Source organism: Barrientosiimonas endolithica, assembly GCF_030296655.1.
GTDB lineage: Bacteria > Actinomycetota > Actinomycetes > Actinomycetales > Dermatophilaceae > Barrientosiimonas > Barrientosiimonas humi.
In genome coordinates this window covers 1505561-1521013 of record NZ_AP027735.1, presented here as the reverse complement: position 1 = coordinate 1521013, position 15453 = coordinate 1505561, and the positions used below count along the sequence as shown (strand labels likewise).

The following is a 15453-nucleotide window of genomic DNA, read 5'->3' as shown; positions in this document are numbered from 1 at the left end:
TCAGATCTCGGAGGCCTGGTCGTCCGGCAGGTCCAGCCAGTCGGGCCGCTCACGCTTCTCGCGGCGCTTGTCGATCTGGATCGCGAGGAAGCAGGCGCCGTAGTACAGGATCACCATCGGCATCATCACCACGAACATCGACCACGCGTCGGGCGTCGGCGACATCATGGCCGCGAACACCGCGATGCCGATGATCGCGATGCGCCACCCCTTGAGCATGATCCGCCCCGGGAGGATCCGGATGGTGTTGAGCGCCATCAGGATCACCGGCAGCAGGAACGACAGCCCCATCACCAGGATGAACTTGGTGACGAAGTTGACGTAGTAGGTCGCGTCGACGATGTTCGTCGCGGTGTCGGGGGTGAAGTTGTAGAGCACCTCGAGGATGTTCGTGATCGCCGTGCCGCCGAACAGGCAGCCGGCGAGGAACAGCGGCACCGCCGTGACGATGAACAGCCGCGCGACCTTCTTCTCGCGCTTGGTCATGCCGGGCACGAGGAAGCCCCAGATCTGCCACAGCCACACCGGGCTGGACAGGATGAGCCCGACGAAGAAGGCGATCTTCATCCGCAGGCTGAACGCCTGGGTGGCCTGCCCGAAGTTGGGCTGGATCTCGCTGCCCGGGTTGCGCCGCTGGTACTCGTTCATCGGCGCGATGATGTAGTTCCAGACGCCGTCGAAGCGCCACGAGCCGATGCTCACCGGGTCGTAGAGGATCCAGCCGACGATCCCGCCGACCAGGATCGCGGTCGCCGAGATCAGCAGGCGGTTGCGGAACTCCCGGAAGTGCTCACCGAGCGACATCCGGGCTTCGGGGTTGTCGGCCCTGCGCCGAAGCAGCGCCATGTCAGAGGCTGCGCGTCAAGGGGTGCCGGCGGGGCGCGCTCAGCGGCCCTGCTGGCCGCCGCCCTGCTGGGGCGGCTGGTACTGCGGGGGCTGGTAGTGCGGCGCCTCCTGCTGCCCGCCGGGCTGCTGGGGCTGCTGCTGGCCGCCCGGCTGCTGCGGCTGGCCGTACGTCGGCTGCTGGTAGCCCTGGCCCGCGCCCTGCGGGCTCTGCGGCGGGGTCTGGTAGCCCTGGCCCGCGCCCTGCGGGCTCTGCGGCGGGGTCTGGTAGCCCTGGCCCGGAGCGCTCTCGCCGGGGACCGGTCCGCCGGCGGGCGTCGCGCCCTGGCCCGGCTGCCGGGTCTCGCCCTGCACCGTCTCGCGGGAAGCCTTGCTGTCACCCAGGTCGCCGAGCTCGCTCTTGAGGATCTTGGTCGAGCGACCCAGGCTGCGGGCGGCGTCGGGCAGACGCTTCCAGCCGAAGACGACGACGATGATCAGGACCAGGATGATCACGGCCATCGGGTTGTCGAACAGTCGTGCCACGTCAGGCGCCTCTTCCGATCGGTGGGAGCGAGCCCACCCTTGTGGTGGACCTGTTTCAGTCTACGCAGACTCGGAGGCGTACGCCGCGCGCGCCTCGGCCGCGCCCGCCCGCACCCGTTCGGCGATCTCGGCGGGCTCCAGCACCGTGGCCTGGCCGCCCAGCCGCCACACCAGCGAGACCACCCACGCGGGGTCGGCGACCCGCAGGTCGACCACGCTCGCGCCGTCGTCGGTCTCCTCGACCCGCTCGACGGGGTAGTACTCGGCGACCCAGCTCGCGCCCGGCGCGAGGCGCAGCCGCACCAGCAGGTCCTCGCGTGAGGGCTGGAACACGCCGCCGTCGAGCTCGCGCGGGCGCGCGTCGGCCGGCGGGGTGCCGGGTTCGTCGAGCAGCGCGACGCGCTCGACGCGGTCGAGCCGGAACAGCCGCTGGTCCTGCGCGCGGTGGCACCAACCCTCGAGGTACCAGTGGCCGTCGATGTTCAGCACCCGCATCGGGTCGACGTCGCGCTCGGTGGCCTCGTCACGCGCCGCGACCAGGTATCGCAGGTGCAGCCGCCGGTCCTGCTCCAGCGCCTGGCGCACGACCGGCAGCACGGTGTCGGAGGCGTCGTCGTCGAGGGCCACCCGCACCCGGCCGGTGTCGCCGGCGGTCTCGCCGGTGGCCTCGGTGAGCTTGGCCAGGGCGCGCTCGACCGCGGCCCGCTCCCCCAGCCCCGGCACGTCGAGCAGGGTGCGCAGCCCGACGATCAGCGCCAGCGCCTCGTCGCGGTCGAGCCGCAGCGGGCGGGCGATGGTGTCGGCGTTGCGCAGGTAGACGTGGCCGTCCTCCCACTCGGCCTCGATGAGGTCGTCGGGCAGGTGGCCCGGGGTGCCGCAGACGAACAGCAGCAGCAGGTCCGCCTCGATCTGCTCGGGGCTGACCCCGAGCTCGCGCGCGGCCTGCTGCAGGTCGATGCCCTGGCGGTTGACCAGCCACGGCACCATCGTCAGCAGCCGCGCCAGGCGCGCGGTCGCACTCTCCGGCGCGGCCATCAGCTCGCCCCTCCGTGCGCGGCGACGAGCGCGTCGAGCCGGGCCCCCACCTGCTCGACCAGCTCCGGCGGCTCCAGCGCCAGCACCGCGGGCCCGAAGCCGCACACCTCGGCCACCAGGGCCCCGAGGTCGGTGCGCTCCACGGTGAGCTCGTCCCAGTCGTCGTCGACCCGGCGGACGTCCGTCGCGCTGCGGCGCAGCGTGTTGCCGGCGCCGGTGCGCACCTGCAGCCGCGCCCGGGTGGTGGCCCCGGCGTCGCCGGTGGCGGCGATCATGGCGACGGCGTCGTGGTCGTCGGGCACGGCGTACGCGCCGGGCTTGCCCTGCGTCCGCACGGCACCGACCACCCGGCTCAGCCGGAACACCCGGGGGCGTCGCGGTCGAGGTCGAACCCGGTGGCGTACCAGTGGCCGTGCCAGCTGGTGACCGCCCACGGCTGCAGCCGTCGCCCCTCCGGCGCGCCGCGCCCCTTGCGGTAGTCGAAGGTCACGACCTGGTGGCGCAGCGCGGCGTTCTTCATCGGCTCGAACGCCGCCTCGGTCGTGCGCACCCGCGGCTCGAGGGCGAGCACCGACGCCTCGTCGCGGGTGACGTCCTGCGCGCGCAGCTTGCGCATCGCCTGCGCGGCGGGGCCGCCGAGGCTCGCCTGCTGCCAGGTGCGCGCCGCGAGGCCCAGCACCGTGAGCTCGTCGGCCTCGAAGGTGATCTCGGGAAGGGCGTACTCGCGCTGGTCGATGCGATAGCCGGTCTCGTCGTCGAAGAACGCGTCGACCGCCTCGGTGCGCAGCGGGATCCCCAGGTCGCGCAGCTCGTCCTTGTCGCGCTCGAACATCCGGTCGAACGACTCGTCGGAGGCGACCTCGGCATACTGCGGCACGGCGGCGCGGATCTGCTGCTTGGCGAGCGGTTGGCGCGTGTAGAGCAGGCAGATGACCAGGTTGAGCAGTCGCTCGGTCTTGTGCGCTGGTGAGGTTGCCGCAGCCATGCCCCCAACCCTAGCGAGGGAGTTCGTACTAGCGTGCGACGCGTGATCAGGTGGCGCGAGGGCGTGGTCGAGCAGGAGCTGTCCCGGTCGGCCGGCACCGTGGAGCACCTGGTGCGGGTCGGCGAGCAGCAGGTGCGCGCGCTGACCTATCTCGACGAGGTCGGCGAGCCCACGGTCGGCGACCGGGTGCTGCTCAACGTCGCCGCCCTCGAGCGCGGGCTCGGCACCGGCGGTTTCGCGCTGGTCGTGGCGCTGCCCGACGCACTGCCCGAGGACCCGCCGCCCGCGCCCGGCCACGTGGTCAAGGCGCGCTACACCCCCACCCAGACGATGGTCCTCGGCGCCGACGAGCAGGAGTCGCCGCACCACGACCTGCTGCGCGAGGCCGACGACCTGGGCGGGCTCCCGGTCGTGGTCGCCGACCTGCACTCGGCGCTGCCGGCGGTCGTCGCCGGCCTGCGCGAGGCGGCGGGGCGCGAGCCGCGGGTCGCCTACGTCATGAGCGACGGCGGCGCGCTGCCGATCGCCTTCTCCCGCACGGTCGCCGGCCTGCGCGACGCGGGGTGGCTGGCCGGCTCGGTGACGGTGGGGCAGGCGTACGGCGGGGACCTGGAGGCGGTCACCGTGCACTCCGGGCTGCTCGCGGCCCGGGCGGTGCTCGGGGCCGACGTCGTCGTGCTGAGCCAGGGCCCGGGCAACCTCGGCACCGGCACCCGATGGGGCTTCTCCGGCGTGGCCGCGGGCGAGGCACTGAACGCCACCCACGTGCTCGGCGGCCGCGGCGTCGCCGCGCTGCGCGTGTCGCAGGCCGACCCGCGCGAGCGTCACCGGGGCGTCTCGCACCACTCGACGACGGCGTACGCCCGTGTCGCCCGGGTGCCCGCCGACCTCCCGGTGCCGGGGCTGGCCGGGCCGCTCGGCGCGACCGTCTCCGATCAGGCCGATGCGATGGTCGCGCTCAGCGACGACCGACTGCGCCGGGTCGACGTGCCGGTCGAGGGGCTGCGCCGGGCGCTCGAGGCGTCACCGGTGCCGCTGCGCACGATGGGCCGCGACCTGGACGCCGACGAGGCGGCGTTCCTGGCCGCCGCCGCCGCCGGCCGCCACGCAGCGAGCTTGCTCTAGGGACTAACCCAAGCCAAAGGCGCGGCCGGCGCCGGGCTTGTTGGTGGCGACCAGGTCCACGACGAAGATCAGCGTCTCGCCGGGCTTGATCGCCCCGCCGGCGCCGCGGTCGCCGTAGCCGAGCTCCGGCGGGATGATCAGCTTGCGCCGGCCGCCGACCTTCATGCCGACGATGCCCTCGTCCCAGCCCTGGATGACCTGGCCGACGCCGACCTGGAAGTCCAGCGGCGCGCCGCGGTTCCAGGAGGCGTCGAACTCCTCGCCGGTCGACCAGGCGACACCGACGTAGTGCGCCTTGACGGTGTCGCCGGGGGCCGCCTCGGGGCCGTCGCCCTCGGTGATGTCCTCGATGACCAGCTCGGTCGGCGGGGTGTCGCCGGGGAAGTCGATCTCGGGCTTGGTGGTGCTGGGGTCGAACGGCATGGGAGCTCCTTGGCGTGCGGTGGTGGGTTCGGTGGCTCAGATCGCGGCGAGGATGTCGACCACGAAGATCAGCGTGTCGGTGCCCTTGATGCCGGCCTGCGGGTTGCCGGTCTTGCCGTAGCCGTCGGCCGGGGGCATGACGACCAGCACGCGGCTGCCGACCGGGTGGCCCGCCAGACCCTTCACGAAGCCGGGGACGACGCCCTGCTGGCCGCCGGCGCTGCCGGTCTGCAGCGCGAAGGTGGCCGGCTGCCCGCCCTGCTTGGCGGTGGAGTCGAAGACCTTGCCGCCCCAGATCTTGCCGGTGTAGGAGACCAGCACGGTCTGGCCCTCGACGACCTTGGGACCCTCACCGGTGATCAGCTCCTCGCTGACCGTCTTGGTGGGGCGCTCCTTGGTCTTGGGCTCGGTGATCTTGGCCTCCTTGCCCGCGCCGGCGGGGACGGTGGCCCTGGGCAGGTTCTCGTCGCTGGGCTGCTTCTCCTTGCCCTTGATCTCGGTGAGCAGCGGCATCGAGTCGTTGACCTTCACGAAGAACACCATCGTGTCCTTGCTCGTGATGCCGACCTGCTTGTTGCCCTGGGCGCCGAAGCCCTCGGACGGCGGCACCGCGACGACCATCTCGGTGCCGACCTTCTTGCCCTTGAGCGCCTTGACCAGGCCGGGGAAGGTGCCGGGGTTGCCGAGGTTGAACGCGGCGTTCGGCTTGCCGAAGGTCGACTCGATCGTCTTGCCGGACGTGCCGTTGACGGCGACGTAGGAGACGTACGCGATGTCCTTGGCGCCGACGGTCTTGCCGGTGCCCTGCTTGGTCACCTTCGTCGTGGTCGCGTTGACCTGGAACGGCGTCGTGGACAGCTTCATGGTCGGCTTGGCCGGGTTGCTCTGGGAGACCGCGGCCGCCGTGATCGGCGTGACCTTGTCGGGCGCGACCGTGAGCGGCGAGGCCGCCGTGGTGGGGCTGCTCGAGGACGCGGCGTCGGTGGCGTCGTCGCCACAGGCCGTCAGGAGCGCGAGCGGAACAACGGCAGCGGCAACCAGCCGCAGTCGGGTGGAGCGCACGAAGGAAACCTCATCGTCGTCGGAAGGACGGCTCAGACTAACCCCCGCGGCTGTGCGGGCCCTACATGCCGTCGACGAGCCGCTGCACCCTCGGGTCGGACGCCTGGAACGGGTCCTTGCACAGCACCGTGCGCTGGGCCTGGTCGTTGAGCTTCAGGTGCACCCAGTCGACGGTGAAGTCGCGCCGCTTGGCCTGCGCCGCGCGGATGAAGTCGCCGCGCAGCTTGGCCCGGGTGGTCTGCGGCGGGAAGGTCTTGGCCTCGAAGACCTCCAGGTCGGTGCTGATCCGGGCGACCTGACCGCGGCGCTGCAGCAGGTAGAACAGCCCGCGCCGCCGGTTGATGTCGTGGTAGGCGAGGTCGAGCTGCAGCATGCGCGGGTCGCCGAGCGAGAGCCCGTGCTTGCGGGAGTAGGAGTCGAGCAGCTTGTGCTTGATCACCCAGTCGATCTCGGTGTCGACCAGGCTCAGCCGGTCGGTCTCGATGGCGGTGAGGGTGCGCTCCCACAGGTCCATCACCTGCTTGGTGACGCTGTCGGTCACCCCCTCGCGGTCGACGTACTCCCGCGCCTTGGTGAAGTACTCGCTCTGCAGCTGCAGCGCCGACAGCTCACGGCCGTTGGCGAGGCGCACCGGCGTGCGACCGGTGATGTCGTGACTCATCTCGCGGATCGCCCGGATCGGGTTCTCCAGGGTCAGGTCGCGCATCACGACGCCGTCCTCGATCATCCGCAGCACCAGGTGGGCCGACCCGACCTTGAGCAGCGTCGTGGTCTCGCTCATGTTCGAGTCGCCGACGATGACGTGCAGCCGGCGATAGCGCTCGGCGTCGGCGTGCGGCTCGTCGCGGGTGTTGATGATCGGTCGCGAGCGGGTCGTGGCGCTGGAGACGCCCTCCCAGATGTGGTCGGCCCGCTGGCTCACGCAGTACGTCGGTGTCTGGCCGAGCATGGCGATCTTGCCCGAGCCGCAGGTGATCTGCCGGCTGACCAGGAACGGGATGAGCACGTCGCTCACCGTCTGGAACTCCCCTTGCGCGAGATCAGGAAGTTCTCGTGGCAGCCGTAGGAGTTGCCCGCGGAGTCGGTGTTGTTCTTGAAGACGTAGATCTGACCCTCGATGCCCTCGTCGACGAGGCGCGCCTGGGCGTCCTCGACCAGGCCCTCGATGATCCGCTCCCCCGCCTTGTCGTGGACCACCAGCTGGTGCACGTCGTCGCACTCGGCGGTGGCGTACTCCGGGTGGCTGCCGACGTCGAGGTAGAGCCGGGCGCCGTTGCCGAGGAACACGTTGCTGGAGCGGCCCCAGCTGACGACCTTGCGGAAGAGGTAGCGGGCGACCTCGTCGGGCGTCAGCCTGCGCTGCCCGTGGAACGTGCACGTGACGCCGTACTCGTTCTCGATGCCGAAGATCCGCCGTTCCATGCAACGACTCTAGTCGCGGTCCGCGCGGGCCGATCGCTGGCGCCACCCGTGTCGGCTGTGGTCGGGTGAGCCCATGCGACTTCTGGTGCTGGGCGGCACGGCGTGGGTGGGCGGTCAGGTGGCGGCCGAGGCGCTGCGCCGCGGGCACGAGGTGGTGTGCCTGGCGCGCGGCGAGTCGGGTCAGGTGCCCGAGGGCGCCACGCTGGTGCGCGGCGACCGCGACGCGGTCGAGGGGTACGCCGGCCTCACCGGCGCGTTCGACGCCGTCGTCGACGTCGCGCGCGACCCGCAGCACGTGCGCACCGCGACCGAGGCGCTCTCCTCGCGGGCGGGCCACTGGGTCTTCGTCTCGACCAGCAGCGTCTACGCCGACGAGCGCACCCCGGCGCCGACGAGTCGGCGCAGCTGCGCCCGGCCCTGTCGCCCGACGAGCGGTGGACCGAGGAGCGCTACGCCGAGGGCAAGGTGGCCGCCGAGCAGCACCTGCTCGCGACGCTGGGCGCGGACCGGGTGCTCGTCGCGCGCGCCGGTCTCATCGCCGGACCGGGTGACGTCAGTGGCCGAACGGGCTACTGGCCGTTGCGTTTTGCCCATCCGGCCACCGACGACGGTTCGGTGCTGGTTCCCGACTCCCCGACCTGGTGACCCAGCAGCTCGACGTGCGCGACCTGGCGGCCTGGCTCGTCGAGGCGGCCGAGCGGCAGGTCAGCGGGGTGGTCGACGCGGTCGGCGAGCAGGTGCGCCTCCCCGACTACCTGAGCCTGGTGCGCGAGGTCACCGGCCACCAGGGACCGGTGGTGGCGCGCTCCCCGAGTGGCTCGCCGAGCACGAGGTGGCCCCGTGGATGGGGCCGCGGTCGCTGCCGCTGTGGCTGCCGCTGCCCGACTACGCCGGGTTCACCGCCCGGCGCGGCGACCGGGCACCCGCGCTGGGCCTGCGCCGCCGGCCGCTCGCCGAGACCGTGGCCGACGTGCTCGCCTGGGAGCTGCGGCACGGCCCGGGCCGTCCGCGCCGCGCGGGTCTGACCGCCCACGAGGAGCGCGGCCTCCTGGAGGCCTGAGGCCCCCGGCGCCGCTCGCGCTCAGCGTGGCGCCAGCCGGCGCCGGAACTCCCCGGTGTCGTGCCGGTGCAGCGCAGGAAGAACTTCCCGAAGTTGGTGGCCTCATCGTAGCCGAGCCGCCGCCCGATCGCGGCGACCGGCAGGTCGGTGTCGGCCAGCAGCCGCTGCGCCTCCAGCACGATGCGCGCGTCGATCAGCTCCTTGGCGGTGTGGCCCGCGGCGGCGCGGCAGACCTCGTTGAGCGCGCGGGGCGAGAAGCCCAGCCGGTCGGCGTAGGCCTTCGTGGTGTGCACGGTGGCGTACGACCGCTCCAGCTCGCGCCGGAAGGCGTGGTAGCCCGGGGAGAGCGAGCCCGCGCCGGTCTCCTCGCTGCGCACCCGGGTGAGCCGCAGCAGCACCGAGGTGAGGGTCAGCCGGAGCAGCTCGACCGAGGTGCCGCTCGCGTCGTCGCCGACCCGGGCGTACTCCTCGGCCAGGCAGGCGAAGCCGGCGCCGACCGTCTCCAGCTCGCGCCCGGTCAGGTTCCACCGACGGGCACCGAAGGCCTCGTCGGCGACGTCCGGCAGGCTGATCGACACGCTGCGCGGGAAGCTGCCGGCGAACCGCACGGCGATCGCCTCGCGCCACTCCGGCCGGCCGTCCGACACCGTGGCCACCCGCTGCACCTGCCCCGGACGCACGAGCAGCACCGTGCCCGGGCCGCAGGCGTGCTCGGTGCGGTCGACCTCCACCGAGCCGGCGCCCTCGAGCACCAGGATCAGCTCGTGCGTCGCGAGCCGCTCGGGCAGCACCTGCGCCACCGGCTCCCCCAGGTCGCGCCCCAGCCGGACCACGGCGATCCCCAGGTCGTCCCGGCCGCCGCGCGTTTCTACCATCACCGGTCCCATCTCGACCTCGCTCCGACGCTCGCACCGGCGTTTATTGACAGTGTCAACAATAACGCCGAGCAACGAGAGGAGCGCGCATGAGCAGGACACGGAGTGCCGGCGTCGACGTCGGCGTCTCGTCCGACGTCCCGGAGCTGGGCCGCCTGGTCGTCGACGTCGACGACCGCACCATCGGCATCTTCCGGGTCGAGGGCCGGCTGTACGCCTACGACAACGTCTGCCCGCACCAGGGAGGGCCGGTCTGCCAGGGCCGGATCATGCCCAAGGTGCGCGAGCGCATCGAGGACCACCTCGCCAAGGGCATGGAGTACGACCGCAGCGAGATGCATCTCGTCTGCCCCTGGCACGGGGCGGAGTTCGTCATCACCACGGGTCAGCACGCCTCGACCGCCGCCGTGGCGCTGAGCCCGGTCGAGGTCACCGAGGAAGGAGGGCACATCCGTGTCCACGTCTGAGACCACCACCACCGAACCGTCGACCGAGCTGGTCGACCACATCGACCGGCTGCACGCCCTGGTGGAGCGGGTCCAGGCCGGCGAGCCCCTCGCCCTGACGCCCGACGCCCTGTCGCGGCTGGTCACCGACACCGCCCGGATCTATGCCGGCGCCTGCCAGGCCTCGGGCGGGAAGGTGCCGGTCGCGACCGAGGGGCTGACCGCGACCAACGCGGTCGCCCTGATCACCGCGCTGATGGACGCGGAGAACCTGAACACCTTCGACCTGACGCTCTGGCAGAGCCAGACCGGGGAAGGAGCAGCATGAGCACGACGGCCGACCAGCCCCGGGTGACCCGGCACCCCGTGCAGCAGCTGGACTTCAGCAGCGACACCCGGGAGATCCTGCGCAACGCGACCAGGGACATCGAGACCTTCGGGCTGCGCGACCGGTTGATCGTCGACATCGACTCCCACCACGAGGAGATCCTCGAGTGGGACGAGGTGCTCGGCAACCTCGACGACGAGGTGCTGCGCGACTACGGCCGCGGGATCGCCGAGTCGGTGTCGGGTGCGCGCGAGTTCGCCCTGACCGCCGACATGCCGGGCCTGCGCTTCCAGGAGGTCGGCGGACGCATCCCGCACGCCCCCGAGCGGCGCGAGCCGGTGCCGGAGGGTGAGGGACAGTCCTACACCGTGACCGAGCGGGCGATCGACGCGCTCGGGATCGACTACCAGGTGGTCTTCCCGCAGACGATGCTCGGCATCGGGATGCACCCGAGCCCGCGCATCGCGACCGCGCTGATCATGGCGTACAACAAGTGGTTCACCGAGAAGGTGCTCGGCCGCGACCCGCGGATCAAGACGATGCTGGGCCTGCCGATCACCGACCCGGACGCGGCGATCGAGACGATCCGGCTCTACCACGACCACCCGGGCGTGCTGGGCTTCCTCATCACGAGCCAGCGCTTCTTCAGCGTCCACGAGAACGCCTACATGCCGGTCTACGCCGAGCTGGAGAAGCACGGCATGCCGCTGGGCTTCCACGCCGGTCCCAACTGGGGCGACTCCTGGACCAAGACGATGAACAGGTTCACCGCGGTGCACGCCATGTCGTTCGTGACGTGCAACATGACGCACCTGTCCAACTGGCTGTTCAACGGGCTGCCGGAGCGCTTCCCCGGCCTCGACGTCATCTGGATCGAGAGCGGCCTGGCGTGGATCCCGTTCCTCATGCAGCGGCTCGACCACGAGTACCTGCTGCGCGTCTCGGACGCTCCGCTGCTGGAGAAGTTCCCCAGCGAGTACATGCGCGAGATGTACTACACGACGCAGCCGCTGGAGGTGAGCCACCCGCAGGCGCTGCGCCAGACGCTCGACATGATGAACGCCGAGCAGACCTTGCTCTACTCCTCGGACTGGCCGCACTGGGACTTCGACCCGCCGGCCCGGATCATGACGATCGACGGGTTGTCGGAGACCGCGCGCGACAACATCCTCGGCCGCAACGCGCAGCGGCTCTTCGGCACCGACAAGCTGCCCGACCCGGCGCACCTCGCCGGAGCCTGAGGGCCGGCCGCGCGGCCGCTACGCGAGCGACTCCGTCCAGGCGTCGTGCAGCGCGGCGTAGCGGCCGCCGGACTGCCCGACGAGCTCCTGCGGCGAGCCGTCCTCGACGACCCGGCCGCGGTCGAGCACGAGCACCCGGTCGGCGACCTCGACGGTGGACAGCCGGTGGGCGATGATCAGCGCCGTGCGGTCGGCCAGCACGGTCTCCAGGGCCCGCTGCACCAGCCGCTCGCTCGGCACGTCGAGACTGGAGGTCGCCTCGTCGAGGATCAGCACGGCGGGGTCGGCGAGGAACGCGCGGGCGAACGCCACCAGCTGGCGCTGACCCGCCGACAGCCGCCCGCCGCGCTTGGCGACGTCGGTGTCGTACCCCTGCGGCAGCGCCTCGACGAAGGTGTCGGCGCCGACGGCCCGGGCCGCGGCGCGCACCTGCTCGTCGCTCGCGTCGGGCCGGCCGAACCGGATGTTGTCGGCGACGGTGCCCTCGAACATGACGTTCTCCTGGGTCACCATCACGACGTGCTGGCGCAGGGTCGCCTGGGACAGGTCGCGCAGGTCGACGCCGTCGAGGGTGACCCGGCCGGCGGTGGGGTCGTAGAACCGGGCCATGAGCTTGGCGATCGTGGTCTTGCCGGCGCCGGTCGCCCCCACCAGCGCGATCGTCTGACCGGCCGGGATGTCGAGGTCGAGGTGCGGCAGCACGGGGCGGTCCTCGACATAGCCGAACTCGGCGCCCTCGAACCGCACGGCGCCCCGCACGCCGGCGATCTCGCGCGGCTGCTCGGGGTCACGCACGGCCGGCTCCTGGGCCAGCACGCCGGCGATCTTCTCCAGCGCGGAGGTGGCCGACTGGAACGTGTTGTAGAACTGGCTCACCTCCTGCATCGGCTCGAAGAACATCCGCAGGTAGAGCAGGAACGCGGTGAGCACGCCGATGGTCATCTCGCCGTGGAAGACCCGCCAGCCGCCGTAGAGGATCACGATGCCGGTGGTGATGTTGCCGACGAGCTTGATCGAGGGCATGAAGATGGCGAACAGCCGGAACACCCGCTCGTTGGCGAGCTGGTAGCGGGTGGCGACGTCTTCGAAGATGTCCTGGTTGCGCCGCTCGCGGCGGTAGGCCTGGACGGCCCGCACGCCGGTCATCGTCTCGACGAAGTGCACGATCACCAGCGCGGCGGTCTCGCGGACCGTGCGGTAGGTGCGGGTCGACTCGCGGCTGAACCAGCGCACGAGCAGGATCAGCACCGGGAAGCCCAGCAGGCAGACCAGACCCAGCTGCCAGTCGAGGGTGAGCAGCAGCACGGCGGTGCCGACCATGGTGAGCACCGCGGTGATCAGCCCGTCGAACCCGCTGTCGGTCATCTCCTGGATGGCCTCGACGTCGCTGGTCGACCGGCTCACGACCCGGCCGGAGGTGTAGCGGTCATGGAAGCCGATGTCGAGGCGCTGGAAGTGCTTGAACAGCCGGCGGCGCACCTCGAGCAGGATCTCCTGGCCGATGCGGCCGGACTGGCGCAGGAAGATCACCCGGGTGACGGCCTGGACCACGACGGCCCCGACCAGCACGCCGACGACGGTGAGCAGCGGGCCCGCGTCGTCGCTGCGCTGCAGCGGCGGCACGCCGTTGTCGATGCCGAGCTGCACCAGCTTGGGCACCGAGAGCCGGGCGGCGTTCTCGAGGACGACGACCACCATCAGCAGGGCGAGCACCCTGCGGTAGGGGCGCAGCAGGTCGACGAGCAGGCGCTTGGCCTCGCTGCGCCGCGGGGCCGCCTCGTCGCCGGCGACGTCGTCGCTCGGCTCGTCGAGCCGGCCGCGCCAGCGCTCGATGCGGTCGGGCGGGGCGGTCGCCTCGTCGGCGTCGGTGGCCCGGTCGTCGGCGTCGCGCTCGACCTCGTCGCGGGTGCTCTGGCTCATCGGCGCAGCTCCTCGAGGTCGCAGTCGACGTCGGCCGCGGCGTCGCCCTCGTCGTCGCGGACGGCCCGGTCGACGGACCGCTCGACCGCGGCGCGGGTGTCGCCCTCGTGGTCGTGCCAGCCAGCGCCCTCGGCTGGTCGCTCGTCACCGTCTGCGGCCAGCAGGTGGCGATAGGCCGGGACCGTCGCGAGCAGCTCGGCGTGCGTGCCGACGTGGGTGATCGTGCCGCGCTCGAGCAGCGCGACCTTGTCGGCGAGCAGCACGGTGGAGGCGCGGTGGGCGACGACGATGCCGGTGACGTGCGCGAGCACGCTGCGCAGCGAGGCCTCGACCAGCGCCTCGGTGTGCACGTCGAGCGCCGACAGGGTGTCGTCGAGCACGATGACGGCCGGCTGGGCGAGCACCGCGCGGGCCAGCGAGAGCCGCTGCCGCTGACCGCCGGACAGGCTCATGCCCTGCTCGCCGATGCGGGTGTCGAGGCCGTACGGCAGCTCGTGCACGAAGTGGGCCTGGGCGACCTCGATCGCCTGCTCGACCTCGGCGTCGGTGGCGTCGGGCCGGCCGAGCGTGAGGTTCTCGCGCACCGACATCGAGAACAGCGTCGGGTCCTCGAACGCGGTGGCGACAGCGCTGCGCAGCGAGGGCAGCGTCAGGTCGCGGATGTCGACGCCGTCGAGCAGGATGCGCCCCTCGGTGACGTCGTACAGGCGCGGCACGAGCGCGGTGAGCAGCGACTTGCCCGACCCGGTCGCGCCGACGAGCGCGACCGTCTCGCCGGGCTGCAGGTCGAGGTCGACCCCGCGCAGCGTCCACTCGTCGGGCCGTGCGTCGGGGAAGCGGAACCCGACGTTCTCCAGGCGCAGGTGGCCCTGCGGCGCGGCGAGCTCGCGGTCGCCGTCGTCGATGGTGCGCTCCTCGTCGAAGACCTGCACGATGCGGTCGGCCGCGGTCATCGACTCCTGGGTCATCGACAGCAGGAAGCCCAGCGAGGAGATCGGCCAGACCAGCGAGAGCATCATCGTGATGAAGGCGACCAGGGTGCCGAGCGTGACCCGGCCCTGACCCACGGCGACCGCGCCCAGCCCGAGCACGATGATCAGGGTCGCGTTGGGGATGATCTCCAGCAGCGTCCAGAAGCGCGCCTTGAGGTTGACCTTGTCGATCTGGGTGTCGAACAGGGTGCGCGCCCGCCGGTCGAACGTGCCGTAGGCGTGCTCGTCGCGGCCGAACGCCTTGATGACGCGCAGCCCGAGCGCGCTCTCCTCGACGGTGCTCGCGACGTCGCCGGTCTGGTCCTGCGACAGTCGCGACAGGCGGGTGTATTCCGTCTGGTTGCGCAGCACCGTCACGACGATCGGCACGGTCGAGACCAGCACGACGAGCCCGAGCGGCCAGTACATCGCGAGCAGCAGCCCGGTCACGACCACGATCTGCAGGAAGTTGAGGATCAGGAAGACCAGGCCGAACCCGAGGAACCGGCGAATCATGCTGAGGTCGGTCATGATTCGCGACAGCAGCTGGCCGGACTGCCAGTTGCTGTGGAAGCCCATCGGCAGCAGCTGCATCTGGGCGTAGAGGTCCTTGCGCAGGTCGGCCTCGACCCCGAGCGTGGCGCGGGCGACCACCCAGCGCCGGATGAACCAGAAGACCGCCTCGAGCACCCCGAGCGCGAGGGCGACGGTGCCGAGGATCAGCAGGCCGCGCTGGTCACGCTCGGCGATCGGGCCGTCGATGACGGCGCGGGTGACCAACGGGATGACGATGCTGGTGGCCACGACCAGCACCGAGAAGACCAGCATGGTGAACCAGCGGGCCTTGTAGGGGCCGAGGTATCGCGGCAGCCGCAGCAGCGCGGTCGCTCGGTTCTGCCGCTTGCCGGGTGGCGCCAGCCTGGGCGCCGGACGGAGCCGGGGCACCTGCACGCCGGATCGGACCGAGGTTTCCTCCGGCGTGACACCCATCGACTCCCGCATCCCCTCTGCCAACCCCTTCCGACGTGGTCGCCCACGCATCGCCCAGGCGTCGTCGACCGCGTGACGGAGCGGGTCGCGAAGCGCCGTGCGCAGTATGCCGCGCAGCACCGACAACGTCACTTCGACTTCCGATGTTCCGCGCGGGCGGGCGACGGGGCCGCCGGCCCCCGACGTACGACCGTCGCCGGGC

15 protein-coding genes and 1 pseudogene are annotated in these 15453 nt (G+C 71.8%); 5 read left to right on the top strand and 11 right to left on the bottom strand.

Annotated elements, in window-relative coordinates; genetic code table 11:
• Genes tatC through QUE40_RS19835 form a run of 5 tightly spaced genes read right to left on the bottom strand, consistent with a single transcriptional unit; the run spans nt 1 to nt 3388 of the window.
• Nucleotides 1-846 (bottom strand): twin-arginine translocase subunit TatC, encoded by an 846-nt coding sequence (gene tatC / locus QUE40_RS07655; protein ID WP_142005139.1) that lies wholly within the window; start codon nt 844-846, stop codon nt 1-3.
• Nucleotides 847-885: 39 nt separating this feature from the next.
• A complete protein-coding gene (locus QUE40_RS07650; RefSeq protein WP_289232778.1) occupies nt 886-1368 on the bottom strand; it encodes a twin-arginine translocase TatA/TatE family subunit in 483 nt (160 codons plus the stop codon).
• A gap of 60 nt (nt 1369-1428) precedes the next feature.
• The gene (locus tag QUE40_RS07645) at nt 1429-2403 is read right to left on the bottom strand and encodes a helix-turn-helix transcriptional regulator (protein WP_289232777.1); all 975 of its coding nucleotides are present in this window, start codon (nt 2401-2403) and stop codon (nt 1429-1431) included.
• Nucleotides 2403-2738 carry a WCX domain-containing protein gene (locus QUE40_RS19840; protein ID WP_491018189.1) on the bottom strand — a complete coding sequence of 112 codons (336 nt, stop codon included), beginning with the start codon at nt 2736-2738 and terminating at the stop codon, nt 2403-2405. Before QUE40_RS19840 ends, QUE40_RS07645 begins: the two co-directional genes overlap by 1 nt.
• Before the next feature lie 17 nt (nt 2739-2755).
• Nucleotides 2756-3388, bottom strand: a complete 633-nt coding sequence (locus QUE40_RS19835; protein WP_491018188.1) for a helix-turn-helix transcriptional regulator — start codon at nt 3386-3388, stop codon at nt 2756-2758.
• 42 nt (nt 3389-3430) lie between these two features.
• On the opposite strand from QUE40_RS19835, the gene QUE40_RS07635 reads away from it, so the two are divergent.
• On the top strand, nt 3431-4513 hold the full coding sequence (locus QUE40_RS07635; protein ID WP_289232776.1) for a DUF3866 family protein: 1083 nt from the start codon (nt 3431-3433) through the stop codon (nt 4511-4513).
• 3 nt (nt 4514-4516) lie between these two features.
• Here the strand turns inward: QUE40_RS07635 and QUE40_RS07630 are convergent, their stop codons facing one another.
• From QUE40_RS07630 to pafA, 3 genes and pseudogenes are all read right to left on the bottom strand, one after another.
• Nucleotides 4517-4936 carry an FKBP-type peptidyl-prolyl cis-trans isomerase gene (locus tag QUE40_RS07630; protein ID WP_289232775.1) on the bottom strand — a complete coding sequence of 140 codons (420 nt, stop codon included), beginning with the start codon at nt 4934-4936 and terminating at the stop codon, nt 4517-4519.
• Between the two features lie 36 nt (nt 4937-4972).
• The gene (locus QUE40_RS07625; protein ID WP_142005134.1) at nt 4973-5998 is read right to left on the bottom strand and encodes an FKBP-type peptidyl-prolyl cis-trans isomerase; all 1026 of its coding nucleotides are present in this window, start codon (nt 5996-5998) and stop codon (nt 4973-4975) included.
• 61 nt (nt 5999-6059) lie between these two features.
• A pseudogene (gene pafA / locus QUE40_RS07620) lies at nt 6060-7420 on the bottom strand (Pup--protein ligase).
• Nucleotides 7421-7885: 465 nt separating this feature from the next.
• On the opposite strand from pafA, the gene QUE40_RS19050 reads away from it, so the two are divergent.
• Nucleotides 7886-8065: a Rossmann-fold NAD(P)-binding domain-containing protein gene (locus QUE40_RS19050; RefSeq protein WP_350227098.1), complete on the top strand. Its 180-nt coding sequence runs from the start codon at nt 7886-7888 to the stop codon at nt 8063-8065.
• 240 nt (nt 8066-8305) lie between these two features.
• On the opposite strand, the gene QUE40_RS07610 is transcribed toward QUE40_RS19050, so the two are convergent.
• On the bottom strand, nt 8306-9367 hold the full coding sequence (locus QUE40_RS07610) for an AraC family transcriptional regulator (RefSeq protein WP_350227097.1): 1062 nt from the start codon (nt 9365-9367) through the stop codon (nt 8306-8308).
• A gap of 77 nt (nt 9368-9444) precedes the next feature.
• Here QUE40_RS07610 and QUE40_RS07605 point away from each other — a divergent pair, with 77 nt between their 5' ends.
• Genes QUE40_RS07605 through QUE40_RS07595 form a run of 3 tightly spaced genes read left to right on the top strand, consistent with a single transcriptional unit; the run spans nt 9445 to nt 11370 of the window.
• The gene (locus QUE40_RS07605; RefSeq protein ID WP_142005130.1) at nt 9445-9822 is read left to right on the top strand and encodes a Rieske (2Fe-2S) protein; all 378 of its coding nucleotides are present in this window, start codon (nt 9445-9447) and stop codon (nt 9820-9822) included.
• Complete coding sequence (locus tag QUE40_RS07600) at nt 9809-10129, top strand: hypothetical protein (protein ID WP_142005129.1); 321 nt, start codon at nt 9809-9811, stop codon at nt 10127-10129. Before QUE40_RS07605 ends, QUE40_RS07600 begins: the two co-directional genes overlap by 14 nt.
• Nucleotides 10126-11370 carry an amidohydrolase family protein gene (locus QUE40_RS07595; RefSeq protein ID WP_142005128.1) on the top strand — a complete coding sequence of 415 codons (1245 nt, stop codon included), beginning with the start codon at nt 10126-10128 and terminating at the stop codon, nt 11368-11370. Before QUE40_RS07600 ends, QUE40_RS07595 begins: the two co-directional genes overlap by 4 nt.
• 18 nt (nt 11371-11388) lie before the next feature.
• On the opposite strand, the gene QUE40_RS07590 is transcribed toward QUE40_RS07595, so the two are convergent.
• Nucleotides 11389-13290 (bottom strand): ABC transporter ATP-binding protein, encoded by a 1902-nt coding sequence (locus tag QUE40_RS07590; protein WP_142005127.1) that lies wholly within the window; start codon nt 13288-13290, stop codon nt 11389-11391.
• Nucleotides 13287-15206, bottom strand: coding sequence for an ABC transporter ATP-binding protein (locus tag QUE40_RS07585; RefSeq protein ID WP_289232774.1), 1920 nt, complete (start codon nt 15204-15206; stop codon nt 13287-13289). The genes QUE40_RS07590 and QUE40_RS07585 overlap by 4 nt, the downstream gene beginning before the upstream one ends.
• Between the last annotated feature and the right edge of the window lie 247 nt (nt 15207-15453).